Raw genomic sequence first — 25,406 nt, 5'->3', positions numbered from 1 at the left:
CCATGATCCGCCAGACCAGCACACCGACCGATCTTTCCGCCACCGACCTTTCGTCCAATTTTGCCCTGGATAACAAGGGCCTCTCGGAGCTGCGCCAGGGCGCCCGGGCGGGCTCGCCCGAGGCGCTGAAGGGGGCGGCCACGCAATTCGAGGCCATGTTCGTCAACATGATGTTGAAGAGCATGCGCGATGCCACGCCGCAGGAAGGCCTGCTGGACAATTCGCAGACGAAGATGTTCACCACGATGCTGGACCAGCAGACCAGCCAGAACATCGCGAAAAAAGGCGTCGGGCTGGCGGACGTGCTGGTGCGGCAACTGTCGAAGACCGCCGGCCTGAGCGGCATGGATGCCGCGGCCGCGCCGGGCGCAGGCGTGCCGGACGGCGGCTTCACGAAGTCGATGCTCGATGCGGCCAGGCTGCAGCGCTCGATCGATGCGGCTGGCGGGAACGCTGCCCAGGCTGCCAGGGCGGGGGGCACCGGGGTGGTGAATGCGGCAGCCAGCGAGGTGGCGCCAAGCACGTCGCGCCACGCGCACGTGCGCGCTTTTTCCGACAAGCTGGCCAGCCACGCCGAGGAAGCCAGCCGCGCCACCGGCATCCCGGCCAAGTTCATGCTGGGCCAGGCCGCGCTGGAAAGCGGCTGGGGGCGGCGCGAGATCAAGGGTGCCAACGGCGCCAGCAGCCATAACCTGTTCGGCATCAAGGCCGGCAGCGACTGGAAGGGCAAGACGGTGGACGTGGCCACCACCGAGTATGTCAACGGCCGGCCGCAGCGCAAGATCGAACGCTTCCGCGCCTACGACAGCTATGCGGAGAGCTTCAAGGATTATGCAAGGCTCATCACGGATAACCCGCGCTACGAAAAAGTGCTGGCCAGCGCAGGCGACGCCGCCGCCTTCGCGCGCAACCTGCAGAAGGCCGGCTACGCCACCGACCCGAACTACGCGGCGAAGCTGGCTGCCGTGATCAACAAGACGCTGGTGTAACGCGCCGCGGAGGACCTGGCCGCGCACGTTAGCTTTGCGGCAACTCAAGTTCTGCGCCGTATTGCCGTAAACTAGTCACATCAGGAAAGAGCGTAAGCATGAGCAATCTACTCAGCATCGGCAGGACCGGCTTGCTGGCGGCGCAGGCCGGCATCGCCACCACTGGCCACAACATCACGAACTCGAGCGTGCCGGGTTACACGCGCCAGGGCATCGTGCAGTCGACGCTGCCGCCGCTGAGCCAGGGCGTGGGCTATGTGGGCACCGGCACGCAGGTGGCACAGATCAAGCGCTATTACGACGATTTCCTGAACAAGCAGGTAATGAACGCGCAGTCGACGCAGGGTTCGGTCGACGCCTACCTCAGCCAGATCAGCCAGATCGACAACATGCTGAGCGACTCGACGATCGGGCTGTCGCCGGCGCTGCAGGATTTCTTCCGCGGCGTGCAGACGGCCAACTCGACGCCGTCGCTGCAGTCGTCGCGCACGTCGATGCTGTCGGGCGCCGAAACGCTGGCGGCGCGCTTCCATGAAGTGTCGGGCCGGTTGCAGGAGCTGCAGGATGGCGTCAACACGACGATCACGAACACCGTCAACGGCATCAACTCGTACGCGGCGCAAATCGCCAACCTGAACAACCAGATTTCCGCGCTGACGACCGATCCGCTGAACCCGCCGAACGATTTGCTGGACCAGCGCGACCGGCTGGTGCGCGAGCTGAACCAGCAGGTGAAGATCACCGTGCTGCCATCGGACAACAACATGCTGAACATCACGTTCGGCTCGGGCCAGCCGCTGGTGGTGGGTACCAGCCACCTGGAGATGGCGGCCGTGCAGTCGCCGACCGATCCGGGGCGCATGGTGGTGTCGTACCCGGCCACCGGCCGCAGCACCATCATCGCCGACGACACGTTTGCCGGCGGTGCGCTGGGTGGCGTGATGGATTTCCGCCGCGAGTCGCTGGACCGCGTGCAGAACCAGATCGGCCAGGTGGCTGCCGGGCTGACGCAGGCGTTCAATGAACAGCACCGGCTCGGGCAAGACCTGAACGGCGACCTGGGCGGCGATTTCTTCACGCCGCTGAAGGGCTATGTCGGCTATGACGCGCGCAATTCGCCGCTCAGCACGGCCGAGATCGACGCGTCGATCACCGACGCGAGGGCGCTGACCGGCCTCGACTACGAAGTGAATTACGGTGGCACGCCCGCGCGCTACACGGTCACGCGCTCGGACGGCGCGGTGACGGCGATCACCAACCCGGCGGTGCCGCAGGAAATCGATGGCGTCACGTACACCTTCACCGGCGCGCCGCAGTCGGGCGACCGGATGCAGGTGCGCCCCACGTACACGGCCGCGGCCAATTTCGACGTGGCGATCACGGATTACCGCAAGATCGCGCTGGCGGCACCGGTGGCCACTTCGGTGCCGACGACCAATTCCGGCAACGGCACGATCAGCCCCGGCGTGGTCAACGAGGCCTATGTCGCCAATCCGCTGACGGCGCCGGTGACCCTGACGTTCAACAACGGCCGGATTACCGGCTTCCCTGACGGCAGTTCGGTGGCCTACACGGAAGGCGGGCCGCTCAGCTTCGGCGGCATCGATTTCTCGATTTCCGGCACGCCGCAGAACGGCGACAAGTTCACGATCGGTCCGAACACGAGCGGTGTCGGCGACGGCCGCAACGGCGTCCTGCTGGCCGGCCTGCAGACCCGGAATATCCTGAACAACGGCACGGCGACGTTCCAGGGCGGCTACGCGGCCACCGTGAACTTCGTCGGCAACAAGACGCGCGAGATGCAGGTGGGCAGCGCCGCCAGCGAAACCGCCGTCGACCAGGCAATCGCCGCGCAGCAGAGCGTATCCGGCGTCAACCTCGACGAGGAAGCGGCCGACCTGCTGCGCTACCAGCAGGCATACCAGGCGGCCGGCAAGGTGATGCAGGTGGCTGGAACATTGTTCGACACGCTGCTGTCGATCTCACAGTAATTCTCGAGGTTGATCATGGCAATCCGTATCAGTACCCAGACGATGTACGACCGCAACGTGTCGCAGATGGCGAATCTGCAGGGGAACATGCTGCGCACGCAGATGCAGCTGTCCACCGACCGCCGCGTGCTGACGCCGGCCGATGATCCGGTGGCATCGGCGCGTGCGCTCGAAGTGACCCAGTCGCAGCAGATGAACGAGCAGTTCGAGCTGAACCGGCAGAACGCGCTTGGTTCGCTGAGCCTGGTCGACACGGTCATGGATACCGTCAGCACCGTCATGGAAGACATCCTGGCTGAGGTGGTGCGGGCCGGTAATCCCGGCCAGGTCCAGTCCGACCGTGACGCGATCGCCACGGCGCTGGAAGGCTACATGAACGACCTGCTGGGTCAGGCCAACACGGCCGACGGCACCGGCGGCTACCTGTTCTCGGGCTTCAAGACCAACACGCAGCCGTTCGCATTGACAGGCACCGGGGCCACGTATTTTGGCGACCAGGGGCAGCGCGAGCTGCAGGTGGGCTCGGGCCGGCAGATGGCGATCAGCGCATCGGGCAGCCAGATCTTCGAGCAGAACCTGACCGGCAACGGCACCTTCCAGACCAGGGCCGATCCGGGCAACGCGGCACGGGGCGGTACCGGCATCATCGCGCCGGGTTCGGTCATCGATGCCAGCGCGCTGACCGGCGATAACTACAAGATCAATTTCACGAAGGACGCCACCACCGGCGCGGTGCAGTTCTCGGTCACCAACACCACCGACGGCACCGAGGCCCTGCCGGCCACCGACTTCAAACCCGGCGAGCCGATCACGTTCGACGGCCTTACCTTCGACATCGCCGGCGCGCCGGCCAATGGCGACATCTTCACGGTCGAGCCCAGCAAGAACCAGTCCGTCTTCACGACGATCCGCGACGTGATCACGGCACTGCGCAGTCCCAGTTCGGGCCCGACCGCGGGGGCACAACTGACCAACGCGCTGAATACGGCCAACCAGAACCTGCAGAACGCGCAGGACAATATGCTGTCCGTGGTCGCCTCGGTCGGCTCGCGTCTGAACGAATTGGATTCGCTCGACGAGGCGGGCTCGGCGCTGGACATCCAGTACATCGACCAGATCACCAACCTGGTCGGCCTGACCCCGCGCGGCCAGATCGCCGCGGTATCGCTCTTCCAGCAGCAGACCACCAGCCTGCAGGCAGCCCAGCAAACCTTCCGCTCCGCCACCCAGCTCTCGCTGTTCAACTACATCTGACCAGCAAAACTGGGGACGTACCCTGGTTTAGAAGCAATGTTTGGGGCAAAACTGGGGACGTACCCTGGTTTAGAAGCAATTTTTGGCGGCGGAGATCCTTGGCAGGAAATTTCCTGGAAACAGGGGTACGTCCCCAATTTCGAAACTGGGGACGTACCCTGGTTTAGAGGCAATTTTTGGGGCAAAACTGGGGACGTACCCTGGTTTATAAGCAATTTTTGGCGGCGGAGATCCTTGGCAGGGAATTTCCAGGAAACAGGGGTCCGTCCCCAGTTTTGCTTAGCGGACGGGGGGCTGGGGGCGCGGGGCGATGTTGCCTTCGCCCTGCAAGGCGCGGGGGATCATCTGCGCTTTCTCGGCGCCCTGGCCGAGCAGGTTGACGAGCGGGGTGGCGAGGTAGGGAAGGGCGATCATCAGCACGATGAAGCCGACGCCCAGCGTGATCGGGAAGCCGATGCCGAACAGGTTCAGTTGCGGGGCGGCGCGCGTGAGGACGCCGAGCGCGACGTTGGCGATCAGTAGCGCGGCAACGATCGGCAGCGACAGCTGCACTCCCGCCGAGAAGATCTTCGCGCCCCACAGCGCCAGGTCCCAGAAGCCGCCGCCGTGGAACATGCGGCCGGAGATGGGCAGGGTGAAGAAGCTTTCGGCCAGCGCTTCGAGCAGCCACAGGTGCACATTGGCGACCAGCAGCGTCAGCGTGGCGATCCAGGTCAGGAACTGCGAGATGGCCGACGAGCGGCCCTGCGACATCGGGTCGAAGAAGCTGGCAAAGCCCAGGCCCATCGTCAGGCTGCTGATCTCGCCGGCCATTTCCACGGCGGCAAACACGAGGCGCATGGCGAAGCCCATCATGACGCCGGTGATCAGTTCCTTTGCCAGGATCAGCAAGCCTTCCCATGACGCGGGATCGGCGGCCGGTACCGCCGGCACCAGCGGCGCGATGGCCATCGCCACCACCACGCCGAAGCCGAGCCGGGCGGTGCGCGGCACGCGGGCGTTGCCGAACACGGGCGATGCGGCGACCAGCCCCAGCACACGCGTCAGCGGCCAGATGAAGCCGGTAATATACGTGTTGATGTCGGCAAGCGTCAGGGCCAGCATGGGATGAAGGAAGCGCGGCGTCAGCCGACCAGGCCCGGAATGCCGCCGAACATCTCGCGCATGTAGTCGGTCATCACGCTGATCATCCACGGCCCGGCCACCACCAGCGCGACAAACACGCCGACGAGTTTCGGAATGAACGACAGCGTCGATTCGTTGATCTGCGTGGCGGCCTGGAAGATCGACACGACCAGGCCGATGACGAGCGCGACCAGCAGCAGCGGCGCGGCGACCATCAGCGTCACTTCCATGGCGTGGCGGCCCATCGTCATCACGGTTTCCGGGGTCATCGTCGTCCTTCGGTCAATTCAGTAAAAACTCTGGGACAGTGAGCCCAGCAGCAGTTGCCAGCCGTCGACCAGCACGAACAGCATCAGCTTGAACGGCAGAGAGATCACGGCCGGCGACATCATCATCATGCCCATCGACATCAGCACGGAAGCGACCACCATGTCGATGATCAGGAACGGGATGAAGATCGCGAAGCCGATCTGGAACGCCGTCTTCAGTTCGCTGGTGATGAAGGCCGGCACCAGGATCCGCATCGGCACGTCTTCCGGGCCCTGCAGCGCCGGGCTGCGCGAGATCTTCACGAACAGTGCCAGGTCGGCCTGCCGGGTTTGCTTGAGCATGAAGGTTTTCAGCGGCGCCGCGCCGCGCTCGATGGCCTGCTGCATCGTGATCTGGTTCGCCTGCAAGGGCTGGTAGGCCTCGGTATAGATGCGGTCGAAGGTGGGGCCCATCACGAAGAACGTCAGGAACAGCGCCAGCCCGACCACTACCTGGTTCGGTGGTGCCGACTGCGTGCCCAGCGCCTGCCGCAGCAGCGACAGCACGATCACGATGCGCGTAAAGCCCGTCATCATCAGCAGCACGGCCGGCAGGAACGTCAGCGCCGTCATCAGGATCAGCGTCTGCAGCGTCAGCCCGTACTGGACACCGCCGCCCGGCGCCGGCGTGCTGGTGAAGGCGGGGATCGTCGGTTCGGCGGCCGCCATCAGCGGCAGGAACAAAGCCGCGAGCGCCGGCAGCGCGACAGCCGCGCGCTTGAGATTACTTGCCATTGCGCTTTTCAATCGTTTGCTTGAACCATTCCGAGAAATGGGTCGCCGGCAGCGCATGCTGCCCGGCCGGGGCGGCGGCATCGCCTTCCTGCCGCGGCAGCGTGGCCAGCGCATTCATGCGGCCCGGCGAGGCGCCGACGACGATCCACTGGTCGCCGACCTCGACGACCAGGATCCGTTCGCGCGCGCCCACCGACAGCGCGCCGACCAGTTTCACGGTACTGCCGCCGGTGACGTTGCGCGGACCGAAGCGCTTCAGTGCCCACGCCAGGCCAACCAGGATGGCCAGCACGAACGCCAGCGCGACGACCGTCTGCAGCAGGCTGCCCGCGGCAGACGGGGCCGCGGGCATGGCGGCCGGCGTGGCGCTGCGGGCACCGGCCAGCACGGCCTGCTGTTCCGGCGTGGCGGCGGGCGGCGGCACCGGGCCCGGCGCCGGCGCCTGTTCGGGCGACACGACGGTGGCCGGTTCGCCGGCCTTCACGGGGGCGACGGCGCGGTCGGCGGGATTGGTGATGACGGGGGCAGGCGCGGGCGCAGTTGCGGGGGCAGGCGCGGGCGCCTGCGCGGACGCGACGCTGCCGGCGAGGATGCCGCCCGCCAGCAGTGCGGAAACCAGGACACGCTTCATTTATTCAGTTTTCGGATGCGTTCGGAAGGAGTGATGATGTCGGTGAGGCGGATACCGAACTTGTCGTTCACCACCACCACCTCGCCCTGTGCGATCAGGCAGCCGTTCACCAGCACGTCCATCGGTTCGCCGGCCAGGCCGTCCAGTTCGACCACCGAGCCCTGCGCCAGTTGCAGCAGGTTCTTGATGGCGATCTTGGTGCGGCCCAGTTCCACCGTCAGCTGGACGGGGATGTCGAGGATGAAGTCGATGTCGTTATGGGTTTCCGTGCGCGTCGCCGCCTTGGAAAAATCCTTGAACACGGCAGCGGTGGCGGCCTCCTTCTGCAATGCCTCCGCTTCGGCCTTGGCCTGTTCGGCAATCGCCGCGCCCCAATCGTCGTCGAGGCTTTGATCGTCCTGGTTGTCCGCCATGGTGTTCTCCTACTTGCTTAAGTTGTCGCTGTTGGCGAGCAGCCGCTCCACCTTCAGCGCGTATTGTCCGTTCAGCACGCCGTACGTGCAATCGAGTACCGGCACGCCGTCCACCGTGGCCTCGATCGTTTCCGGGATAGTCAGCGGAATCACGTCGCCCACGCGCATGTTCAGGATCTCGTCGAAGCTGACTTTCGCGGTACCGAGCCGCGCCACCAGCTCCACTTCGGCGATCTGGATCTGCTGCGTCATCAGGCGGATCCAGCGCTTGTCCACTTCCAGCGCCTCGCCCTGCAGCGACGAGGTCAGCGCATCGCGGATCGGCTCGATCATCGAATACGGCATGCAGAAGTGGATTTGCCCGGACACCGAACCCAGTTCGACGGTGAACGTCGACGCCACCACCACTTCGTTCGGCGTGGCGATGTTGGCGAACTGCGTGTTCATTTCCGAGCGGATGTACTCGAACTCGACCGGGAAAACCGGTTCCCACGATTTCGTGTAGGCCTCGAACACGATATCGAGGATGCGCAGGATGATGCGCTGCTCCGTCGCCGTGAAGTCGCGGCCTTCCACGCGGGTATGGAAGCGGCCGTCGCCGCCGAACAGGTTGTCGACCAGCAGGAACACGAGGCCCGGGTCGAATACCATCAGCGCCGTGCCGCGCAGCGGCTTCATGTGCACCAGGTTCAGGTTCGTCGGCACGACCAGGTTGCGGATGAATTCGCTGTATTTCGATACCCGCACCGAGCCCACCGACACTTCCGCGCTGCGGCGCAGGAAGTTGAACAGGCCCACGCGCAGCAGGCGGGCGAAGCGCTCGTTGATGATCTCGAGCGTCGGCATCCGGCCGCGCACGATGCGCTCCTGGGTGGCCAGGTTGTAGGTTCTGACTCCCGCGACTTCTTCCGGCGCCGCAACGTCGTCCTGGTCGCCGTTGACGCCCTTCAGGAGGGCATCGACTTCTTCCTGGGAGAGAAAATTATCCGCCATGGTTCCGCTGGATTCCGGTGTTGATGGGTACTTGCAGGATGCTTACTGGATAATGAACGAGGTGAACAGTACTTCCGATACTTCCTGCTCGTAGTCGTGTTCCTGGAACGGCTCGTTTACCTGCGCCTGGATTTCCTTGGCCAGCTGGACCTTGCCTTCGGGCGTGTTGATCTCCGAGGCCTTCTTCGACGACAGCAGCAGCAGGATGCGGCTGCGTACCTTCGGCATATTGTTCTTGATGACGTCCGATTGCTCGGCATCCGGCACCTGCAGCGTGAACGCCAGTTGCAGGTACTGCTCGCCTTCCTCCGGGTTCAGGTTGACCGTGAACGGCTCCACGGTCACGTAGACAGGCGGACCCTCGTCGCCCTTTTTCTTTTTCTTCTTGGGCTTGGCGGTTTCTTCCGCATGTTCGGATTCGGCGGCGTCGCCCCCCTTCAGCAGGAAGAACGCGGCCGCGCCGCCGCCGGCCAATACCAGCACCAGCACGGCGATGAGGATGATGACCAGTTTCTTGCTGCCGCCACCGGCGGGCGCCGCTTCAGCCTTTGGGTCAGCTTTCATGTTTGACTTTGCTTTCAACTTTACTTGTGCTGTCGCACGATCTTGCTAATGGATATGTATCGCCATTATGGCATTATCGGCAGAGGCGGCGCGTCGGGATACGCGAAACAGCGGGCCAAAGACCCGCCAGCTCTGCCGTACAGGGAGGTACTCGTTCAGGCGAAGGTATCGACCGCGCCCAGAACGGTGCGGCGGATGACCGGCCGGGCTTCTTCCTGGGCGCCCGCCTCGCCGCCATTGCCGAAGCGCCCGCCGCCGGTCTTCCCGGCAGCCTGGTCGGCAAAGGCCTGCTGCTGCTCCTGCGAACCGGCGGACACCGACGCGTCCCCCAGCATGATGCCGGCTTCGCTCATCATCTCGCGCAGTTTCGGCAGCGCGTTCTCGATCGCCTGCCGGGTCTCCGGCTGGTGCGCCGTGAACGTGGCGGTGGCCGAGTCGTTCGATACGTTCAGCACGACCTGCAGCGGGCCGAGATCCGGCGGATTCAGGGTCAGCGAGGCACTCTGGTCGCCGCCGGCCACCATCCACACCACTTTCTGGCCCAGTTGCTGCTCCCAGGCATTGGTGCCGACGCGCGCCTGCAGCTGGCTGGCGGCCACGGTATTGGCGGCCTGCACGGTCGCGGCCAGGGCCTGCGCGGCGGGCGTCGCCACCGGCTGGGCCGCCGGCGCGGCGTCGGCCACGCTTGCGGCAAGCTGCGCATCGAATGCGGCGGCCTTCCGGCCGGTGGGCGTTTCGAGGCCGGCACCGGCCTTGTCCGACAGCGCATCCTGCAGCGCGGACATGCCATCCGCCTTGCCGGCCCGGGCGTCGGCGGCGAGATCGGCCAGCGTGGCCTTGCCGCCCTTGCCGGTCGACTCCGCCTGCAGCGCCGCCAGCGCGGCGGCGTCCGTCTCCACTGTGGAAGCGGGCAGGTCGGCCTTGACTTCTGCCTTGGCGGTCAGCTGGCCATAGGCCGCCAGCATGGCCAGCATGCCGGCGGCGGGGTCGGCCGCCGGGGTGGTGTCCGCGCTGTCATCCGCGGATTGCTCGGTGTCCTCGCCTGACGCTGCCTCGGCCGTCGCGGGCTTGCCTTCGGTTGCCGTGGCTTCGGCGGCCTTCGCGGAAGCATCGGCGCGCTCGGCCTGGCTGGCGCCCTGCGCCTGCTGCGCCGGCTTTGCCGCCTGGACGGGTTTGGCTTGCCGGGATTGTGCTTGTGCGGGGGAGGGCTGTTCCGGTGCCGCGCAGACGGGCTGGCGCTCCATTTCAAGCGCCAGCGCGCCCTGGAAATCGTTGCTGGGCAGCGGCGCGCTCTTTGGCGGCTGCGGCTTGTTCGGCTGCTGGCTTTGAATGGATTGGGTCTGCATGAGGCCGCCTATAGGGTTTCGCGGAAGAATCGGGAGCTGCGTTTCGAATCTGCGTTCGGGAATCAGCGCCGGAAGAACGCCTGGCGTGAAGCGTGTTCGTCCATTGCTTTCTGGTCGCGCTTGGCTTCCACTTTTTGCTGCTTGGCCGCTTCGCGGTCGCGCAGCGTGGAGTACGACACGCGCTTGCGCTCGGCCGCCTGCCACGTGGCCTTTTCCAGTTCGCCGCGCCTTTGCGTGTGCCGCACCACTTCCTCCTGGCCGTGGATGGCGTTGTCGAGCTTTTCCATGAAGGCCTGGAAGTTACGGTAAGCCATCGGCGTGATGCCGGCCTGCTGGGTTGCCTGGAACTTGCGGCTGTATTCGTCGCGATAGCCGATCAGCATGTTCAGCTTTTCTTCCGCGTCGCTGACGGCCTTCAGGGCCGCGCCGAGGCGCTTGGCCGCATCGTCCGTCTCGGTGCGGGCCATGTCGATCAGGGTTTCAAGTTGGGATGTCGAGGCCATAATGCAAAATTATACGGAGCGCCGGATTCATCAATCAGTCGAACAGCGTGGCTAATTGCTCCAAGCTCTCGGCCATGTCGACCCGCTCGGTGATCTTTTGTTGCAGGAAATGCTCGATGCGGTCATGCAGCTTGATGGCTTCGTCGATCTTCGGGTCCGTGCCGGGCGTGTAAGCGCCCACTGCGATCAGGTCGCGGCTGCGTTCGTACACGGAAAACAGCTGCTTCAGGCGGCGCGCCTTGTTCTGGTGGTCATGCGACGTGATCGAATGCATGGCCCGGCTGATCGATTGCTCGATGTCGATGGCGGGGTAGTGGCCCGCTTCGGCGAGGCGCCGATTCAGCACGATGTGGCCATCGAGAATCGCGCGCGCCGAGTCGGCGATCGGATCCTGCTGGTCGTCGCCCTCGGTCAGCACGGTATAGAAGGCGGTGATCGAGCCGCCGCCCAGTTCGCCATTGCCGGCCCGCTCCACCAGCACCGGCAGCTTGGCGAACACGGAAGGCGGATAGCCCTTGGTGGCAGGCGGTTCGCCGATCGCCAGCGCGATCTCGCGCTGGGCCATCGCATAGCGGGTCAGCGAATCCATGATCAGCAGCACGTCCTGGCCCTTGTCGCGGAAATGCTCGGCAATGGCCGTCGAGTAGGCCGCGCCCTGCATGCGCATCAGCGGCGGCGTATCGGCCGGCGCGGCCACCACGACCGAGCGAGCCAGGCCTTCCTCGCCCAGGATGTGTTCGATGAATTCCTTGACTTCGCGGCCCCGCTCGCCGATCAGCCCGACGACGATGACATCCGCCTCGGTATAGCGCGCCATCATGCCGAGCAGCACCGACTTGCCGACGCCGGAGCCGGCGAACAGCCCCATCCGCTGACCTCGGCCTACGGTCAGCATGCCGTTGATGCAGCGTACCCCCACATTCAGCGTTTCCACGATCGGCGCGCGGCCCAGCGGGTTGGCGGGACGCACATTGATCGGCGCCGAATCGCTGGTCTGGATCGGCCCCAGGCCGTCGAGCGGGCGGCCGGCCGCATCGACGACGCGGCCCAGCAGTTCCGGCCCCACCGGCAATTGCCGCGCGCGGTCGCTGGTACGGCGGCGCGGGTGCGTGACGGAACCGGGTTTGGGAATCGACGGCTCGATCGGGAACACGCGCGTGCCCGGCACGATGCCTTCCACGTCGCTCTGCGGCATCAGGAACAGGCGGTCGCCCTCGAAGCCGACCACTTCGGCCTCGACCTTGCCGCCGGCCGGCAGCGGCACCGTGCAGGCGGCACCGACGGCCAGGCGCAGCCCGACCGCTTCCATGACGAGACCGGCTACCCGCGTGACGCGGCCGGACACCTGCATCGGCTCCACAAAGTCGAGCAGCGTGCCGCAGTCTTGCAGGTAAGAACGCCAGCGGTTGGCGTGCTGCTCGGGGCCTTGTACCTGGGTATCCATTTAGTCGCGTTCCAGCCAGTCGAGGTTCTTGCCGACGGCATGCGCCAGCCGCGTCCAGCGTGCCTGCACCTGGGCATCGATCTGGTTGCTCGGCGTATCGATGCGGCAGCCGCCCCGTTCGATCGTGGCGTCGTCGCTGACGATCCAGCCGCCCTTGTCCAGCTCCTCGCCGATGGCGCCACGGATGATCGCCGCATCGTCGGGATGGAGGAACAGCACGGCCGGCTTCTGCATCGTGGGCAGGTAGGCAATCGCATCCTGCACGATCGGCACGATCATCTCCGGCTTGGCCGGCAGTGCCTGCTTGAGCATATTGCGCGCCAGGTGCAGGGCGAGATCCAGCACGTCGTTGGCGATCAGCTGGTCGGCACCGCGCAGCGCCTCGGCGAAATTGCCGGCCAGGCCGGCCAGCGGCGCCAGTGCCGCCTTCAGCGCTTCCTCGCCTTCGCGGATCGCTTCATCCTCGCCGGCGCGGTGGCCCTGCGCATAGCCATCCTGGTAACCCTGCTGGCGGGCTTCCTCGCGGATCGCTTCCAGCTCTTCCTCGCTCAGCCCGGCGGGCGCGGGCGGTGCGTTCAGCTCGCGCTCGTACTCGGCCTGGCGCGCCGCCGCCTCGGCCGCCTGCTGCTGCGCCGCCTGCTCGGCGCGCGCGCGCGCCTCGGCTTCCTCGCGTTCCCGCTGCGCGAGCGTGCTGGGCCGCAAGTCGCCGAACGATTTCAGTTCCCAGCGCTGGAACGCGGGTTGCGCATCTTTTGGAAAAGTCGCCAAGCCTTACCTCTTGCCACTCAAAAATTCTTTAGATGAAGGAGTCTTCGCCTTTGCCGCCGAGGACGATCTGCCCTTCGTCGGACAGCCGCCGCACGATCTGCAGGATGCCTTTCTGCTGCGTTTCCACTTCGGACAGCCGCACCGGCCCTTTCGACTCCAGGTCTTCGCGCATCATCTCGCTGGCGCGCGCCGACATGTTCTTGAAGATCTTCTCGCGCAGCTCCTGCGAGGCGCCCTTCAGCGCGATGATCAGCATTTCCGACTGCACCTCGCGCAGCAGCAGCTGGATGCCTCGGTCGTCGATATCGATCAGGTTGTCGAACACGAACATCTCGTCCATGATCTTCTGCGCCATGTCGTTGTCGTAGTTCTTGATGTTCTCCATGACCGAGTTTTCCTGCTCGCCGCTCATGAAGTTCAGGATCTCGGCCGCGGTGCGCACGCCGCCCAGCGTGGACTTCTTGATGTTCTCGTTACCCGAGAGCAGCTTGGTCAGCACGTCGTTCAGCTCGCGCAGCGCGGCCGGCTGCACGCCATCCAGCGTGGCGATGCGCAGCACGGCGTCATTGCGCAGCCGGTCCGTGAAGTGTCCCAGAATTTCGCAAGCCTGGTCGCGCTCCAGGTGCACCAGGATGGTGGCGATGATTTGCGGGTGCTCGTTACGGATCAGTTCGGCAACGGATTGCGAATCCATCCACTTCAGGCTTTCGATGCCGGAAGCGTCCTTGCCGCCCAGGATGCGCGACAGCAGCACGGAAGCCTTGTCGTCGCCCAGCGCCTTGGTCAGCACCTGGCGGATGTATTCGTCGGAATCCAGGCCGACGGTGGAGGCGGCGGCCACTTCGTCGCGGAAGCCGTCCAGCACGTCGACTACCTGCTCGTGCGGCACGTTCTTCATTGTCGCCATGGCCGCGCCCAGCTTGAGCACCTCGCGCGGGCCGAGGAATTTCATCACTTCCGCGGCTTCGGCTTCGCCCATCGCCAGCATCAGGATCGCTGCCTTTTGCAGTCCGGTATTTTCAGTCATTGTTGCCTATCCATGCCTTGATGACGTTGGCGACGATGCGCGGGTCCTCGGTGGCCAGTTTCTTCGCCAGCGCGAGGTTGTCGCGGTACGTGCGCGCCGTGCTTTCTTCCATTGCCGCCAGTTCCTGGGCACGGATCTCTTCTTCCGTCGGACCGGCGGGCTCCTCGACGATCTCTTCCTCGGGCTCGGGTTCGGGCGCGTTGATTTCGTCGATCTTCTTGAACACCGGCCGCATCATCGGCCGCACCACGCGCAGCAGGATGTACAGCAGGATCAGGGCCACGATCGCGAATTTCGCGATCTCGGCCGCCAGCGGCAGGTTTGCCGGGTCGCGCCACCAGTCGAGTACCGGATCGGCCGGCTTGTCGATGCCGTCGAACGGCACGTTGGCCACGCTGACCGAATCGCCGCGGTCCTGGTTGAAGCCCATCGCTTCGCGTACCAGGCTGTTGATCTTGGCCATGTCCTCGGCGCTCAGCGGGCGCACGGTCACCTTGCCGTCCGGGCCGACGATACGGCGGTAGTTGACCACCACGCCCACCGTCATCCGCTTCAGGCCGGCGATGGCCTTCTGCTCGTAGCGCACGGTCTTGTCGACTTCGTAGTTGGTGGTCGATTCCTTGTGGCCGGGCAGGGTACCGGGCGCACCAGCGCCGGCGGGAACGGTGCCTGGGGGGGGCGCCTCGCCGGGCGGCGTGGTCGCCAGCGGCGCGGTCGCGGTGCCGGGCGGCTGGTTCGACAGGGCGCCGGGCACGCCGTTCGGGTTGGCGTTCGGGTTGCCCGTGGTTTCGCTGCTCTGCTGGCTGCGGATCGCCGACGGCGCCGGCGCCGAATTGGGCTTGTACGACTCGGCCGCCTGCTCGACGGCGGAGAAGTCCACGTCGGCCACCGCCTCGGCGCGCACGTTCTGGTCGCCGACGATCGGTTTGACGATGTTCTCGACCTGCTTGATGATCTGGTTCTGCAGTTCCTGCACGTACTTCAGCTGCGTCGCATCGAGGCTCTTGATGGCCGTGTTGCTGTCCTTGTTCTGGTTCGACAGCAGGTTGCCCTGCTGGTCGACGACCGTCACGTTGGCCGGCGCCAGGTCCGGCACGCTGGAGGCGACCAGGTGCACGATGGCGCTGACCTGGCCGGGATCGATCGAACGGTTCGGGTGCAGCGTCAGCACCACCGAAGCGGTCGGGTGCTGCTGCTCGCGCACGAACACGGAGGGCTTCGGCATCGCCAGGTGCACGCGTGCCGCCTGCACGCTGCCCAGCGATTCGACGGACTTGGCCAGCTCGCCTTCCAGCGCGCGCTGGTAATTGACCTGTTCGAGGAACTGCGAAATGCCGAGCTTCTGGTTTTCCATCAGCTCGAAGCCCACGTTGCCGCCTTTCGGCAGGCCCTGGGAGGCCAGGCGCAGGCGCGTGGCCGCCACCTGCTCTTCCGGAATCAGGATCGCATTGCCGCCTTCGCTGAACTTGTACGGCACCTGCATCTGGTCCAGCGCGGCCGTGATGGCACCGCCGTCGCGGTCCGAGTAATTGGCGAACAGCACGCGGTATTCCGGCTGGGTCTGCCACATCCACACCATCGCGATCACCGCCAGCACGGCGGCCACGGCGCCGCCGCGGATAATGTTCTTGCCCAGTGGCGTCTTGTAGAACGGCGGACGCGCGTCGCCGGCGGCATTGGCGTCGAGATCGAGTTGTTCGGCGGCTGCGGCCATGGATGAATTCCGGGAACGTTGAGTTGGGCAGCCCGGACACAGCGGGCGTGAGGCGAATTATGGGTGCGTGGCCGGCCTTTCGATCCCCCGAACAGAAGCCGGTTTCCCGGCTTGCTTCGGCGCCGCCGCTGGCGTGCCGGCTGATATTCTGCGAGGGTCAAAAAAGGGACTGGCATGCAGCCGGTGCCCGAAGCATATTGTAGCGCGGCAATGTTTGCTGTGCGTGGATTTGTTCCGCGACAGCAACAGCCCAAGTAACCGAACGGAGTCCACCATGCGCACAGGCGGTATCGACAGCAGCCAGATCCAGTCCATGATCGCCCAGCTGAAGGCGGCAGCCACGCGCCCGCAAGCCGCGCCGCCGGTGGTGCAGACCGAACAGCCTGCCGCGAAAGTCGACTTTTCCAACGCCTTGAAGGGCGCACTGGACAGCGTGGCGGAAAGCCAGAACAAGGCGCAGGACATGTCGAAGCGGTTCCAGCTCGGCGACGATTCGGTGAACCTGTCGGACGTGATGATCCAGATGCAGAAAGCCAGCATCAACTTCCAGGCCACCGTGCAGGTGCGCAACAAGCTGGTGGACGCCTACACCACCATCATGAATATGCAGGTGTAAGAAACAAAATCAGGGACGGACCCTGTTTTTAAGGAAACAAAATCAGGGACGGACCGGATCGCCGGACCGCCTGTTTTTAAGGAAATTTCCCGAAAAACAGGGTCCGTCCCTATTTTTTGCCCTGCCGCCCCAGGCGTGGCCCTGCATGGCCGCGTCGTTCGACAGGCGCGGAGCGGTGCTCCGCGAATTCCCTTTCTTACCCCAACCCGGCGATGCGGGCGTTGCGTTCGCGTTCCAGCTTGGTGATGTAGCGCTGCACGGCGGCTGCGGCGCCGCGGCCCATGTCGGTGAACTGGCAGCCCAGGCGGCGGTTGGCGTTGTTGTTGAGCAGCGTGATGTCGTGCGTGTTGCGGATCTGCAGGCCGGTGGTGACGTTGCCCAGGTCCGGCAGTTCGATGCGGCATTCCGCATAATCGCGGCCGATCGTGTCGCCCAGCAGGAACTGGTTGTCGAGGATGGCAATGCCGCCGACACTGATGTCGGCCAGCGGAAATACACCGACGCCGCCGCCCAGCTCGGGGGGCATCGGGATCGTGACGCGCACCGGATTCGTCAATGGTGTCGCCATCCGGTAGTACTCGCGCCGCTGCAGCCGGATCAGGCTGGAGGGAACGGCCATTTTCAGCGCCGGCTTGCCGTCATGCAGCGATGCCTGCAAATGGTCGGTGCCGAAGAAGATGCGGATCTTGTCGAGCGAGGTCTCGAACGAGACTTCGCCGGAGAGCAGGGCCCGCTCGTAATCGGGATCGAGCGGACGATCGATCAGCATCAGGTCGGCATCGCCGTCGACTTCGAGGACCGACGTGGTGTACACCGCGCCGCCGTCGCGCGCGGCCACGCGCACTTCCTGTTTTTTGTCGGAGATTGCGCGCAGCAGCGCGATGATTTCACGGCGCGATCCTACCTCGAAATCGTGCCAGTTTTCGGTATCCGTGTCCGCAATGAAGGGTTGCATCAGGGTTCGCCAGAGGTAGAGGTGGAAGGGGGGAGGGCAGCTTCGGTATCGGGGGCGGGCGGTGGCGCCGTGCCGGATTTTTTTGCTGCTTCGATATGATAAAGCCAGGCCAATAGTTCCGCAATGACACGGTAGAGCGCGGGCGGAATCTGCCGGTCGAGATCGATGTCCATCAGCAGCGATACCAGTTCCTTCGATTCGTGTACGTACACGCCTGCTTCGGCCGCCACGGCGATGATCTGCTCCGCCACCAGTCCGCGACCCTTGGCCACCACCTTGGGCGCTCCGGCGCCATCGCGGTAGGCAAGGGCAACCGCGCTGTTCAGCGGCCGCTTCGGGGCGTCGTCACGGCGCACCGGCGTTCCCTTCCGGCGCCGCGCCTGCCGCGGCCACATCTCCAGCAGCGTCACCTTCCACACCTGTCCCCACACCAGTCTCCGCGCCTGCGTCTGCCGCGGGCCCCGCATCCGCGCCGATCGACAGCGTCGACAGCGGCGTCCCCGCCGCTTCCAGTGCCCGCTGCAGCACGCCGGACCAGGCGCGCAGGTCATCGGCCGATTCCTCGGTGCCGGATTGCAGGGTCACATGCACCTGTTCGCCGACCAGCGTGATGCTGGCCGCCACCTTGCCCAGCAGCGGCAGCGAAAAGCGCGCGCCGCTGCGCCACACCGGCTGTTCGTCGGAGTCGTCGCGGCCGCCGCGCGAACGGCCCTCGTTTTCTTCGCGCCCCACCTCCCACTGCATCTTCTGGCCCGGCCAGGCTTCGCCGTGCCACTGCACCTTGCCCTGTTCCTGCGCGTGCAGTTGCAGGTTGATCATCTGTGCCGCGGAAAGATCCGGGCCGCCCATCGCGCGCGCCAGCGCTTCGGAGGAGCCCTGCTGCGTCATCCGCTGCATCTGCGGTTCGCGCGCCAGGTCCTGCAGGCTGCGCTTGCCTTCGGCCCATTCGGCCACGTGCGATTCATAGAACAGGCCGGATTCGCCCAGCACATTCTTCAGGGCGGTTTCCACGCGTGCGGGATCGGGCGCGCCGGCGGCCACCAGCGGGTGCTTGCCATGGATCGTCACCGGCGCGCCGGGTGCCGTGTAGGCCTGCGTCAGTGCGCTGGCGATCGCGCGTGCGGCGGGGCTCAGCGTGGCTTGCGCGGAAGTATGGTCGAGCGTGGGAAGCCGGTCGGCGGCAATCAGCGGCGCCTTGTTCAACAGCACCGCGGCCGCGCTCATCGGGCGCGATTGCGTGGCGGACGCTTCGCCGGGCGGGGTGTAGACGGTAGCCGGCTGGGGCTGCCCGGTACCTACCTGCAGCAGCGGCCGGGGCTGCGCGGCCACGACGTTCAGCGCCACTTGAGCCCCGACCGGCGTACCGCCGGGCAGCATCATGCGGGCATTGGTGCCGGCCACGCGCACCAGGTAGCTGCCGTCGGGGATCTTCGCCAGCACCTCGCCGGGCACGCTCTTGCCCACCATCGGCGCCAGCGTGCGCTGGAACGCGGCCTGCCGCGGATCGGCGGCCGACTGGCCGCCACCCGGTACCAGGGGCCGCAGCCCGGCAGAATCGAGCCGCGTCTGCACCGCTTGCTGTCCTTACTTCATGCGCGGCTCAGACGCCGCCGTAGGCATTGACGAGGCGCCGCTCGGTGCCGGTGCTGTTGATCAGCCGGGACAGCTGCGCCATCCATGGCGTGATCAGGTCGCGCACCTTGCGGTCGTCGTCCAGCATCTGCTTGATCAGCGTGGCCTTGCGCGTGCGCTGCTCGCCTTCCAGGCGCACCATGCCTTCGTTCATCTTGAGCACGGCCACATGCGCATTCATGCGCTGTTCCAGGTCTTGCAGGTGTTCCCAGTCCGAAGCATTGGCGGCCGCCACCATCTGGCTGGTCAGTTCACCCATTGCCGCGTACACGGACAGCACGTCATGATTGGTCATCGTCATCGTTTCAATACCCGGAAAAAGCGGGGAACTGCTTCTGGTTGGCCAGCGGGGCACCGCCCGTTGGCGCTGGGGGCGCTTCGTCGCCGATCTGCTTCCAGGTCTCGCGCAGGTCGGTCAGCAGGCCGCGCACCTCGTCGAGGATTTCGACCTGGTTCTGCAGGTTCGCGGTCAGCAGGCGCGCGCTCATGTACTCGTACAGCGCATCGAGGTTCTTGGCGATGTCGCCGCCGACTTCCTTGTCCAGGCTGGCCTTCAGGCCATTGTCGATGATCTGGATGGCATGCGAAATGGCCTTGCCTTTTGCTTCGATATTGCCGGCCTTCATGTGATTCGTCGCATTGATCAGCGCGACGATCGCGCCGTCGTACAGCATCGTGATCAGCTTGTGCGGCGAGGCGGCGGCGATGCCGGTCTCCAGGCCGACCTTGGCGTAGGCATTGACGCCGCGTTGGGGACTTCCGAACATGGTGTTCTCCTTGCTCCTTGTTACTGTCACATATTGGCCGTCAGGGCCGACAACTGCTGGGTCAGGTAACTGGACGTGGTCTGCATATTGGCCAGCATGACGTCCAGTGCACTGTACTGCTTGCGGTAGCGCGCTTCGATGCCGGTCAGCTTGTCGGTGAATGCATCGCGCTGCTTTTGCACATCCTTGATCGATTTGTTGATGCCATCCGTGCGGCTGGTAATCTGGCCGGTCTTGCCCAGCATGCTGGTTGCCAGGTTGTTCAGCTGGTAGGCATAGCCTTGCGAGAAACTGACCGTGCCGCGCGGGCCGGCGGTGCCGCCGGTGATCTCGATCTTCAGGCCTTCGACGTCCGTGCCGGCCAGGCCCGTCATCGTCTGCCCCGAGCCGATCACCGGGTGGCCCCCCAGCGTGCCGGCGACATCCAGGCCGGCCACCGCGGTGGCGCCGCCGAACAGGCTGGCGGTCGTGGTGCCGCTGGTGGAGCTGAGCGCGATGTTCGACACCGATCCGTATTTCGCCGACGAGACGACCAGCTTGCCGTCACTGTCGATCGATGCCGTTACCGATTTGCCGTTGCTGGAAAACGCCGACGTGCCGTTGATCGACGACTGCACGACCTTGGCCAGTTCGGCCGGCGTATAGGTGCCTGCCGGGATCGTTACCGTGGCCGTGTTCTTGCTTTCGCTGGGTGTGGTGTCGTTCAGCGTGACGGCCCACGTGGTATTGGCGGCAATGGTGGTGCTGGCCGGCACCGCCGCGCCGCTGGTCAGCGCACCCTGCGTCGCCATCTGCGTGATCGCCAGGTCGTACGTGCCGGGTTTGGTGGCGGCCGTGGACGAGGTGAACGACACCAGGTTGTCGGTAGTATTGCCGACCGCACCGAACAAGCTGCCGATATCGGCGAAATTGCTGTCGATCGCCTTCTGGAACTTGCTCGAGTCGAGCGACAGCGTGCCATCCTTCGCGAAGCTGATGCCGACCTGGCCCAGGTTGGTAAACGCGCCCGAAATGCCGGTGATGTTCGACGTCATCATGCGGCGCACCTGCGACTGGATCGAGGCCGCGGTGGCATCGCCCTGCAGCGCGCCGGCCGCCTTGGTTTCGGCGTTGTAGCCGGTAAGTTTCTTCAGCGTGCCGTTCAGGTCGTTGTAGGCCTTGACGAACGCCTCGACGTTGCTCTTTACCTGGGAGGTATTACGGCTGACGGCCAGCGTGCTGGCACCGGTCTGGGTAACCGTCAGGCTCACGCCCTGGATCGCTTCGCTCACATTGTTCGACTTGCTGGTGACGGCGATGCCATTGACGGTGAGCTTGGTGTCCTGCGCTGCGGACGTTTGCGTCATCTTCTGCGTGCCGGCCGGATCATAGCCCAGCAGGTCGGCCAGCGCGGCATCGGGCGGATCGGTTTCGGTGCCGGACAAGCCGATCTTCATCGACGCGTTGGCGCCGGTGGTGTTGGACGTGAAGACCAGGTGATACGGCTTGTCGCTGCCGTCCGAGACGATGGTCGCGGTGACACCGAGGTTGGCCTTGTTGACGGCGTCGCGGATGCCTTCCAGAGAATTGTTGCTGGAATCGATCGTCACGGTGCCGGAAGCGATATTCGCGTCCTGGGTAAAACCGCCACCGAGGTAGGTGCCGCCGGTGCCGGCAGTCAGGCCGGCGGCGGCCGGGTTGCTGCCGGCGACTGTGATCGGGCTGGCATCCGTTGAATTGAGCGAGATACCGCTGGTGGCCGTGACGCTCGAGCCGACATTGGCTTGCGCGGCGCTCTTGCCGATGCCCCCTGTGACGGTGCCCGTGACCGCTTCCTCGACTTCGATGCTGGCGCCATCGGCGCGGGTGAATTTCAACGTACCGGCCGCGGCGGTACCGGTGAAGGAAATACCGGCATCGGTCAATGCGGTGAGCACGGTGGACGGGCCGGCGAGCGCGGTGTCGATCGATGCCGCCGTCACGCCGGCGCCGGACGCTTTCCCTGTCGCCTGCGCACCGATTTCCACGCCGCCCACTTTCAGCGAATAAGTGCCGCCGCCGGCCGTGGAAACGCCGCCGAAGCCGCCGAACAGCGTGGCATCGGTTTCCGCCGGGTTGGCGGTGGCGGTGACGCCGGTAGTCGTGCTCTTGGCATTGATGGCTTCGGCCAGGGCACGCGCGCTGGTCGTGGTGCTGTCGGTCGCAATGGCGGTACCGTTGATCGTCAGTGAACCGTTGCTGATGCCGCTCGTGGCGATGTTATTGCCCAGCTTGGTCCCGGCCAGGCCGAACCCGCCGGTCACGCTGCCGAACTGGAACGAAATGGTTGTCTTGCCGCCCAGCCCGATGGCCGACTTGTTGCTGGTGATGCCCGGCGTGGTCAGTGTTTGTGCCTGCGCCAGCTGCGTGACGTTGACCTTGTAGTTGCCGGCCACGGCCTTCGAGCTGGCCGACGCGGAAAAGATGTCCTTGTTGCCGGGGGTGGCACTGAGCGCGTTGAAGTCGGTGGCCTTGGTCAGCCCGCCGAGCGACGACTGGAACACCCCCACGGCGCCCGACAGCGAACCGTAAGCCGACAGCGTGGCCTGGTACGAGGCAGTCTTTTGGTCGTACTTGGCCAGCGGTTGCTGCTCGACGGTCATCAACTGGGAAACGATGCTGTTGACGTCCAGCACGCTGCCAGAGGTAGTGATGGTAGCCACGGCTTTGCTCCTGAGAAAGCGATAATGTAGTTCATTATCGGCAGAATCAAACGAGACTTGAGAGGGGGAAATAAAGGCCAGTTTGCGCGATCAGGCCGATGGTAGCGCAAAGCAGGCGGGGCCGACGTCCGGGTCGGCGGCGGCCCCGGAACGGTGGGTCAGGCTTGCTGGTGGATCAGCAGGCCGAATGCCTTGTCGAGCGACTTGGCGATCTGCAGAGCTTCTTCGGTGGGCAGCTGGCGCACCACCTCTTTCGTATCGGTATCGATGACCTTGACGATGGTACGCTTGCTTTCCTCGTCGATCTCGAAGCTGATGCTTTGCGCGTGCACTGATTCGTTGAGCTTTTTTACTGCGCTGGCCAGCTCGTCTGCCGGCGCGGTCTCCGCCACGGATGTGGCCGCTGGCGTCGTCTCCGCCGCCGCAGGCTTCGCGGCCGCGGCCGGCCGTGCTGCCGGCGTGGTGGTGCTTTCTGCAACGAAGCTGCGCTCTGGCCTGGCTGAAAACATGCCGAGCTTGTCGATTGTCATGATGGCTCCTGAAATGGCAAAAATTCCCCGACCGGATGAACCAGGCGGGGAACCGCGGAATGCGTTCCGTGAACGGCCGGCGCGGAGCCGGCCGGGTCACGTGTCGTACCGATTAACGCAGGAGGCTCATCACACCGTTCGGCAGCGAGTTCGCCTGGGCCAGCATCGCGGTACCGGCCTGCTGCAGGATCTGGCCGCGGGTCATGGCGGCGGTTTCCGAGGCGAAGTCGGTGTCGACGATACGGCTCTTCGATGCAGACAGGTTTTCCGTCGTGCTTTGCAGGTTCGAGATCGCCGACGAGAAGCGCGATTGCAGTGCACCGTAGGCGGCACGCTGGGTGTTCACGGTTGCCAGTGCGGCATCGGCAATCTTGATTGCTGCCTGGGCACCCTTGAAGTCGGAGATGTCCAGCGAAGCGACCGACTTCAGGTCCGACGTCGAGACAACCGAACCGGTACCCGACAGGCCGGTGTCATCCGTGACCTTGAACGCGCCTTCGGAGTCGTAGCTGAGCTGGCCATTGGCCACGGCGGTGTTACCCGTGGTCTTCATGTCGAGAGCCGATGCGGTCGGAGTGCCGGCGGCGTCATACGTGCTCGCGGTAAACGTCGCCGTATTGCTGGTGGCGCGGGTATTGGCGATGTCGATGTTTGCGCCGCTCGCATGCGTCAGCTTCATGCCCTTGTTGGTGGCATCGTATTCCGCGGTGATGCCGGTCTTGGCGGACTGGGCATTGATCGCATTGATACCGGCGGCATAGTCGGCGGCCGTTTCACCGGTGCCGGAAACGCTGAAGTTGATCTTGACCGCGTCGCCGTTGTCGCCTTTCAGGTCGAACGAGTAGTCCTCGGCGCCCATATTCAGCAGCACTTCGGTCTTGGCCGATGCGGTCACGCCGGTCGCCGACGTCTGTGCATTGACCTTGGCGGCGATCGACTTGGCGGTATCGGTGTCGGTGGTGGTGATCTGCGTTGCGCTGCCGCGCACGCCGGAGATGTCGAGCGTGCCCGAGCTGCTGACCGACGTGGCCGAAGCAGCCTGGACCGTGTCGGCCGACACGTTGTTGTTGCCATACGTGCTGGTCAGGAAGTTCGCACCGGTGGACGAGATCAGCTGGTTGGCATCGGCACCGACCTGGAAGTTGGCCGTACCCATCGAGCCGTCCAGCAGCGCCTGGCCGTTGAACGAGGTGGTTTGTGCGATACGGTTCAGTTCGGAGCCCAGCTGCGTGACTTCGGTCTGCAGTGCCTGGCGGTCCGATGCCGAGTTCGAGGCGTTCGACGACTGCACGGCCAGTTCGCGGATACGCTGCAGGATGTCGCCGGACGAGGACAGCGCGCCTTCGGCGGTCTGCGCCATCGACACGCCGTCGTTGGCGTTGCGGGTCGCTTGCGTCATGCCGCGGATCTGCGAGCTCATGCGGTCGGAAATCGCCAGGCCGGCGGCGTCGTCTTTCGCGCTGTTGATGCGCAGGCCGGACGACAGGCGCTGCAGCGAAGTGGACAGGGCAGACTGCGACTGCGACAGATTGCGCTGGGAGTTCAGGGATGCAACGTTGGTGTTGATTGGGGAAGCCATGGTATTACTCCGGACAGGTACTTCAAATCGGCATTTGCTCTTTCACTTTGGCCCGCCTCCGTGTTCCGAGACGATCAAGCCGCTGTTGCTCCAGATAACGGTTTCCACACGGGAACCTTTAGAGTATTTTTGTGAGGAAATTTTTTCTTGTAAGACTTAATAAATGCCGGGAATGCGCGCTTAGTCGGCTGCTCATCAGCAAACTTGAGGGGTGAGGCGAAATAATTTTTGGCGCTGTTCGCTTTAAATCGGTGAACGCGGAACCTGGACCACCCGCCGCGCAAACGCGGCGTCAAGGCGTCCCGGGGCGGCATCAGTGCGGAACTGGACTGCATCCTCGTTGCCCGCGACCGCACCCGGCAAACCTGCGACTTCGTGACCGGCCGCGGTCCGGTGACCGCCGGCCAGTTGGCTCCGTTGCGCTGTTGCCCCTGATCGCTAGCGGCACCGACGCCCCGCGACAGTGACAGGCAAGGAAAGTTTCGTACTCACAGGCAAAACCGACTTCACGCGAACAGCGCCATACTTTTTTACGCACCTTCGTCACGGGGCGTGGGCCAGAATTTCCGGCGGCGGTGGGAAAGGCGGACGAAAAAAATCCCCGGCTGGTTGCCCAGCCGGGGATGTTGTCGTTACTTCATGCGTTCGGATTAACGCAGCAGGCTCATCACGCCATTCGGCAGCTGGTTTGCCTGGGCCAGCATCGCAGTACCGGCCTGCTGCAGGATCTGGCCGCGGGTCATGCTCGCGGTTTCCGCGGCGAAGTCGGTGTCGACGATGCGGCTCTTCGATGCAGACAGGTTTTCCGTCGTGCTTTGCAGGTTCGAGATCGCCGACGAGA

At 64.9% G+C, this 25,406-nt stretch carries 26 protein-coding genes and 1 pseudogene; 5 read left to right on the top strand and 22 right to left on the bottom strand.

Translation table 11 applies throughout. The features are described 5' to 3' along the window. The first annotated feature begins 2 nt into the window (after nucleotides 1-2). The 3 genes from flgJ (at nucleotide 3) to flgL (ending at nucleotide 4,234) form a co-directional block, all read left to right on the top strand. Nucleotides 3-989, top strand: a complete 987-nt coding sequence (flgJ, locus tag ACY34H_RS25045) for a flagellar assembly peptidoglycan hydrolase FlgJ (RefSeq protein ID WP_464980182.1) — start codon at nucleotides 3-5, stop codon at nucleotides 987-989. A gap of 98 nt (nucleotides 990-1,087) precedes the next feature. Next, nucleotides 1,088-2,980 carry a flagellar hook-associated protein FlgK gene (gene flgK / locus ACY34H_RS25040; RefSeq protein WP_464980181.1) on the top strand — a complete coding sequence of 631 codons (1,893 nt, stop codon included), beginning with the start codon at nucleotides 1,088-1,090 and terminating at the stop codon, nucleotides 2,978-2,980. A 15-nt stretch (nucleotides 2,981-2,995) separates the two neighbouring features. Further along, nucleotides 2,996-4,234 carry a flagellar hook-associated protein FlgL gene (gene flgL, locus ACY34H_RS25035; RefSeq protein WP_464980180.1) on the top strand — a complete coding sequence of 413 codons (1,239 nt, stop codon included), beginning with the start codon at nucleotides 2,996-2,998 and terminating at the stop codon, nucleotides 4,232-4,234. 279 nt (nucleotides 4,235-4,513) lie between these two features. Here the strand turns inward: flgL and fliR are convergent, their stop codons facing one another. The 13 genes from fliR to fliF form a co-directional block, all read right to left on the bottom strand. Further along, a complete protein-coding gene (gene fliR, locus ACY34H_RS25030) occupies nucleotides 4,514-5,338 on the bottom strand; it encodes a flagellar biosynthetic protein FliR (RefSeq protein WP_464980179.1) in 825 nt (274 codons plus the stop codon). A gap of 20 nt (nucleotides 5,339-5,358) precedes the next feature. Further along, nucleotides 5,359-5,628 (bottom strand): flagellar biosynthesis protein FliQ, encoded by a 270-nt coding sequence (fliQ, locus tag ACY34H_RS25025; protein ID WP_464980178.1) that lies wholly within the window; start codon nucleotides 5,626-5,628, stop codon nucleotides 5,359-5,361. A gap of 18 nt (nucleotides 5,629-5,646) precedes the next feature. Continuing rightward, on the bottom strand, nucleotides 5,647-6,402 hold the full coding sequence (gene fliP, locus ACY34H_RS25020; RefSeq protein WP_464980177.1) for a flagellar type III secretion system pore protein FliP: 756 nt from the start codon (nucleotides 6,400-6,402) through the stop codon (nucleotides 5,647-5,649). Then, nucleotides 6,392-7,033 (bottom strand): flagellar biosynthetic protein FliO, encoded by a 642-nt coding sequence (gene fliO, locus ACY34H_RS25015; protein WP_464980176.1) that lies wholly within the window; start codon nucleotides 7,031-7,033, stop codon nucleotides 6,392-6,394. Before fliO ends, fliP begins: the two co-directional genes overlap by 11 nt. After that, on the bottom strand, nucleotides 7,030-7,446 hold the full coding sequence (gene fliN / locus ACY34H_RS25010; protein ID WP_137314279.1) for a flagellar motor switch protein FliN: 417 nt from the start codon (nucleotides 7,444-7,446) through the stop codon (nucleotides 7,030-7,032). Before fliN ends, fliO begins: the two co-directional genes overlap by 4 nt. A 9-nt stretch (nucleotides 7,447-7,455) precedes the next feature. Further along, complete coding sequence (gene fliM, locus ACY34H_RS25005; protein WP_464980175.1) at nucleotides 7,456-8,439, bottom strand: flagellar motor switch protein FliM; 984 nt, start codon at nucleotides 8,437-8,439, stop codon at nucleotides 7,456-7,458. A gap of 42 nt (nucleotides 8,440-8,481) precedes the next feature. Then, nucleotides 8,482-9,003 (bottom strand): flagellar basal body-associated protein FliL, encoded by a 522-nt coding sequence (fliL, locus tag ACY34H_RS25000; protein WP_464980174.1) that lies wholly within the window; start codon nucleotides 9,001-9,003, stop codon nucleotides 8,482-8,484. Between the two features lie 155 nt (nucleotides 9,004-9,158). Next, nucleotides 9,159-10,349: a flagellar hook-length control protein FliK gene (locus ACY34H_RS24995; protein WP_464980173.1), complete on the bottom strand. Its 1,191-nt coding sequence runs from the start codon at nucleotides 10,347-10,349 to the stop codon at nucleotides 9,159-9,161. A 62-nt stretch (nucleotides 10,350-10,411) separates the two neighbouring features. Further along, on the bottom strand, nucleotides 10,412-10,852 hold the full coding sequence (gene fliJ / locus ACY34H_RS24990; RefSeq protein WP_464980172.1) for a flagellar export protein FliJ: 441 nt from the start codon (nucleotides 10,850-10,852) through the stop codon (nucleotides 10,412-10,414). Between the two features lie 34 nt (nucleotides 10,853-10,886). Continuing rightward, complete coding sequence (gene fliI, locus ACY34H_RS24985; protein WP_464980171.1) at nucleotides 10,887-12,296, bottom strand: flagellar protein export ATPase FliI; 1,410 nt, start codon at nucleotides 12,294-12,296, stop codon at nucleotides 10,887-10,889. Beyond that, nucleotides 12,297-13,064 carry a flagellar assembly protein FliH gene (locus ACY34H_RS24980; protein WP_464980170.1) on the bottom strand — a complete coding sequence of 256 codons (768 nt, stop codon included), beginning with the start codon at nucleotides 13,062-13,064 and terminating at the stop codon, nucleotides 12,297-12,299. Between the two features lie 28 nt (nucleotides 13,065-13,092). Then, nucleotides 13,093-14,091 (bottom strand): flagellar motor switch protein FliG, encoded by a 999-nt coding sequence (gene fliG, locus ACY34H_RS24975; RefSeq protein WP_131144344.1) that lies wholly within the window; start codon nucleotides 14,089-14,091, stop codon nucleotides 13,093-13,095. After that, nucleotides 14,084-15,805 (bottom strand): flagellar basal-body MS-ring/collar protein FliF, encoded by a 1,722-nt coding sequence (fliF, locus tag ACY34H_RS24970; RefSeq protein WP_464980169.1) that lies wholly within the window; start codon nucleotides 15,803-15,805, stop codon nucleotides 14,084-14,086. Before fliF ends, fliG begins: the two co-directional genes overlap by 8 nt. Before the next feature lie 274 nt (nucleotides 15,806-16,079). On the opposite strand from fliF, the gene fliE reads away from it, so the two are divergent. Continuing rightward, complete coding sequence (gene fliE / locus ACY34H_RS24965; RefSeq protein ID WP_464980168.1) at nucleotides 16,080-16,421, top strand: flagellar hook-basal body complex protein FliE; 342 nt, start codon at nucleotides 16,080-16,082, stop codon at nucleotides 16,419-16,421. A gap of 196 nt (nucleotides 16,422-16,617) precedes the next feature. Here the strand turns inward: fliE and ACY34H_RS24960 are convergent, their stop codons facing one another. From ACY34H_RS24960 to ACY34H_RS24925, 8 genes are all read right to left on the bottom strand, one after another. Continuing rightward, a complete protein-coding gene (locus tag ACY34H_RS24960) occupies nucleotides 16,618-17,376 on the bottom strand; it encodes a flagellar brake protein (RefSeq protein WP_464980167.1) in 759 nt (252 codons plus the stop codon). After that, nucleotides 17,376-17,732, bottom strand: a complete 357-nt coding sequence (locus ACY34H_RS24955) for an EscU/YscU/HrcU family type III secretion system export apparatus switch protein (RefSeq protein ID WP_464980166.1) — start codon at nucleotides 17,730-17,732, stop codon at nucleotides 17,376-17,378. The genes ACY34H_RS24960 and ACY34H_RS24955 overlap by 1 nt, the downstream gene beginning before the upstream one ends. Beyond that, nucleotides 17,722-18,948 carry a flagellar hook-length control protein FliK gene (locus ACY34H_RS24950; RefSeq protein WP_464980165.1) on the bottom strand — a complete coding sequence of 409 codons (1,227 nt, stop codon included), beginning with the start codon at nucleotides 18,946-18,948 and terminating at the stop codon, nucleotides 17,722-17,724. Before ACY34H_RS24950 ends, ACY34H_RS24955 begins: the two co-directional genes overlap by 11 nt. A 28-nt stretch (nucleotides 18,949-18,976) precedes the next feature. After that, nucleotides 18,977-19,303, bottom strand: a complete 327-nt coding sequence (locus tag ACY34H_RS24945) for a flagellar protein FliT (protein WP_464980164.1) — start codon at nucleotides 19,301-19,303, stop codon at nucleotides 18,977-18,979. Nucleotides 19,304-19,313: 10 nt separating this feature from the next. Further along, a complete protein-coding gene (gene fliS, locus ACY34H_RS24940; protein ID WP_464980163.1) occupies nucleotides 19,314-19,775 on the bottom strand; it encodes a flagellar export chaperone FliS in 462 nt (153 codons plus the stop codon). A gap of 26 nt (nucleotides 19,776-19,801) precedes the next feature. Next, the gene (fliD, locus tag ACY34H_RS24935; RefSeq protein ID WP_464980162.1) at nucleotides 19,802-22,456 is read right to left on the bottom strand and encodes a flagellar filament capping protein FliD; all 2,655 of its coding nucleotides are present in this window, start codon (nucleotides 22,454-22,456) and stop codon (nucleotides 19,802-19,804) included. Nucleotides 22,457-22,614: 158 nt separating this feature from the next. Further along, nucleotides 22,615-22,986, bottom strand: a complete 372-nt coding sequence (locus ACY34H_RS24930) for a flagellar protein FlaG (RefSeq protein ID WP_464980161.1) — start codon at nucleotides 22,984-22,986, stop codon at nucleotides 22,615-22,617. A gap of 112 nt (nucleotides 22,987-23,098) precedes the next feature. Next, the gene (locus tag ACY34H_RS24925) at nucleotides 23,099-24,565 is read right to left on the bottom strand and encodes a flagellin N-terminal helical domain-containing protein (protein ID WP_464980160.1); all 1,467 of its coding nucleotides are present in this window, start codon (nucleotides 24,563-24,565) and stop codon (nucleotides 23,099-23,101) included. Between the two features lie 255 nt (nucleotides 24,566-24,820). Here ACY34H_RS24925 and ACY34H_RS24920 point away from each other — a divergent pair. Next, nucleotides 24,821-24,976: pseudogene (locus ACY34H_RS24920) on the top strand (IS1595 family transposase); the annotation flags it as partial. Between the two features lie 239 nt (nucleotides 24,977-25,215). On the opposite strand, the gene ACY34H_RS24915 reads toward ACY34H_RS24920, so the two are convergent. Then, on the bottom strand, nucleotides 25,216-25,406 hold a 191-nt coding region (locus ACY34H_RS24915), incomplete at its 5' end, for a flagellin (RefSeq protein ID WP_464980159.1).

Source organism: Pseudoduganella sp. jia 9, from assembly GCF_055502615.1.
The sequence above is the reverse complement of the archived record's forward strand: the minus strand, read 5'-3'. Positions and strand labels throughout refer to the sequence as shown.

Coding starts and splice junctions, on each gene's coding strand:
- flgJ (WP_464980182.1), top strand. CDS start 3: ATGATCCGCCAGACCAGCACACCGACCGATCTTTCCGCCACCGACCTT.
- flgK (WP_464980181.1), top strand. CDS start 1,088: ATGAGCAATCTACTCAGCATCGGCAGGACCGGCTTGCTGGCGGCGCAG.
- flgL (WP_464980180.1), top strand. CDS start 2,996: ATGGCAATCCGTATCAGTACCCAGACGATGTACGACCGCAACGTGTCG.
- fliR (WP_464980179.1), bottom strand. CDS start 5,338: ATGCTGGCCCTGACGCTTGCCGACATCAACACGTATATTACCGGCTTC.
- fliQ (WP_464980178.1), bottom strand. CDS start 5,628: ATGACCCCGGAAACCGTGATGACGATGGGCCGCCACGCCATGGAAGTG.
- fliP (WP_464980177.1), bottom strand. CDS start 6,402: ATGGCAAGTAATCTCAAGCGCGCGGCTGTCGCGCTGCCGGCGCTCGCG.
- fliO (WP_464980176.1), bottom strand. CDS start 7,033: ATGAAGCGTGTCCTGGTTTCCGCACTGCTGGCGGGCGGCATCCTCGCC.
- fliN (WP_137314279.1), bottom strand. CDS start 7,446: ATGGCGGACAACCAGGACGATCAAAGCCTCGACGACGATTGGGGCGCG.
- fliM (WP_464980175.1), bottom strand. CDS start 8,439: ATGGCGGATAATTTTCTCTCCCAGGAAGAAGTCGATGCCCTCCTGAAG.
- fliL (WP_464980174.1), bottom strand. CDS start 9,003: ATGAAAGCTGACCCAAAGGCTGAAGCGGCGCCCGCCGGTGGCGGCAGC.
- ACY34H_RS24995 (WP_464980173.1), bottom strand. CDS start 10,349: ATGCAGACCCAATCCATTCAAAGCCAGCAGCCGAACAAGCCGCAGCCG.
- fliJ (WP_464980172.1), bottom strand. CDS start 10,852: ATGGCCTCGACATCCCAACTTGAAACCCTGATCGACATGGCCCGCACC.
- fliI (WP_464980171.1), bottom strand. CDS start 12,296: ATGGATACCCAGGTACAAGGCCCCGAGCAGCACGCCAACCGCTGGCGT.
- fliG (WP_131144344.1), bottom strand. CDS start 14,091: ATGACTGAAAATACCGGACTGCAAAAGGCAGCGATCCTGATGCTGGCG.
- fliF (WP_464980169.1), bottom strand. CDS start 15,805: ATGGCCGCAGCCGCCGAACAACTCGATCTCGACGCCAATGCCGCCGGC.
- fliE (WP_464980168.1), top strand. CDS start 16,080: ATGCGCACAGGCGGTATCGACAGCAGCCAGATCCAGTCCATGATCGCC.
- ACY34H_RS24960 (WP_464980167.1), bottom strand. CDS start 17,376: ATGCAACCCTTCATTGCGGACACGGATACCGAAAACTGGCACGATTTC.
- ACY34H_RS24945 (WP_464980164.1), bottom strand. CDS start 19,303: ATGACCAATCATGACGTGCTGTCCGTGTACGCGGCAATGGGTGAACTG.
- fliS (WP_464980163.1), bottom strand. CDS start 19,775: ATGTTCGGAAGTCCCCAACGCGGCGTCAATGCCTACGCCAAGGTCGGC.
- ACY34H_RS24930 (WP_464980161.1), bottom strand. CDS start 22,986: ATGACAATCGACAAGCTCGGCATGTTTTCAGCCAGGCCAGAGCGCAGC.
- ACY34H_RS24925 (WP_464980160.1), bottom strand. CDS start 24,565: ATGGCTTCCCCAATCAACACCAACGTTGCATCCCTGAACTCCCAGCGC.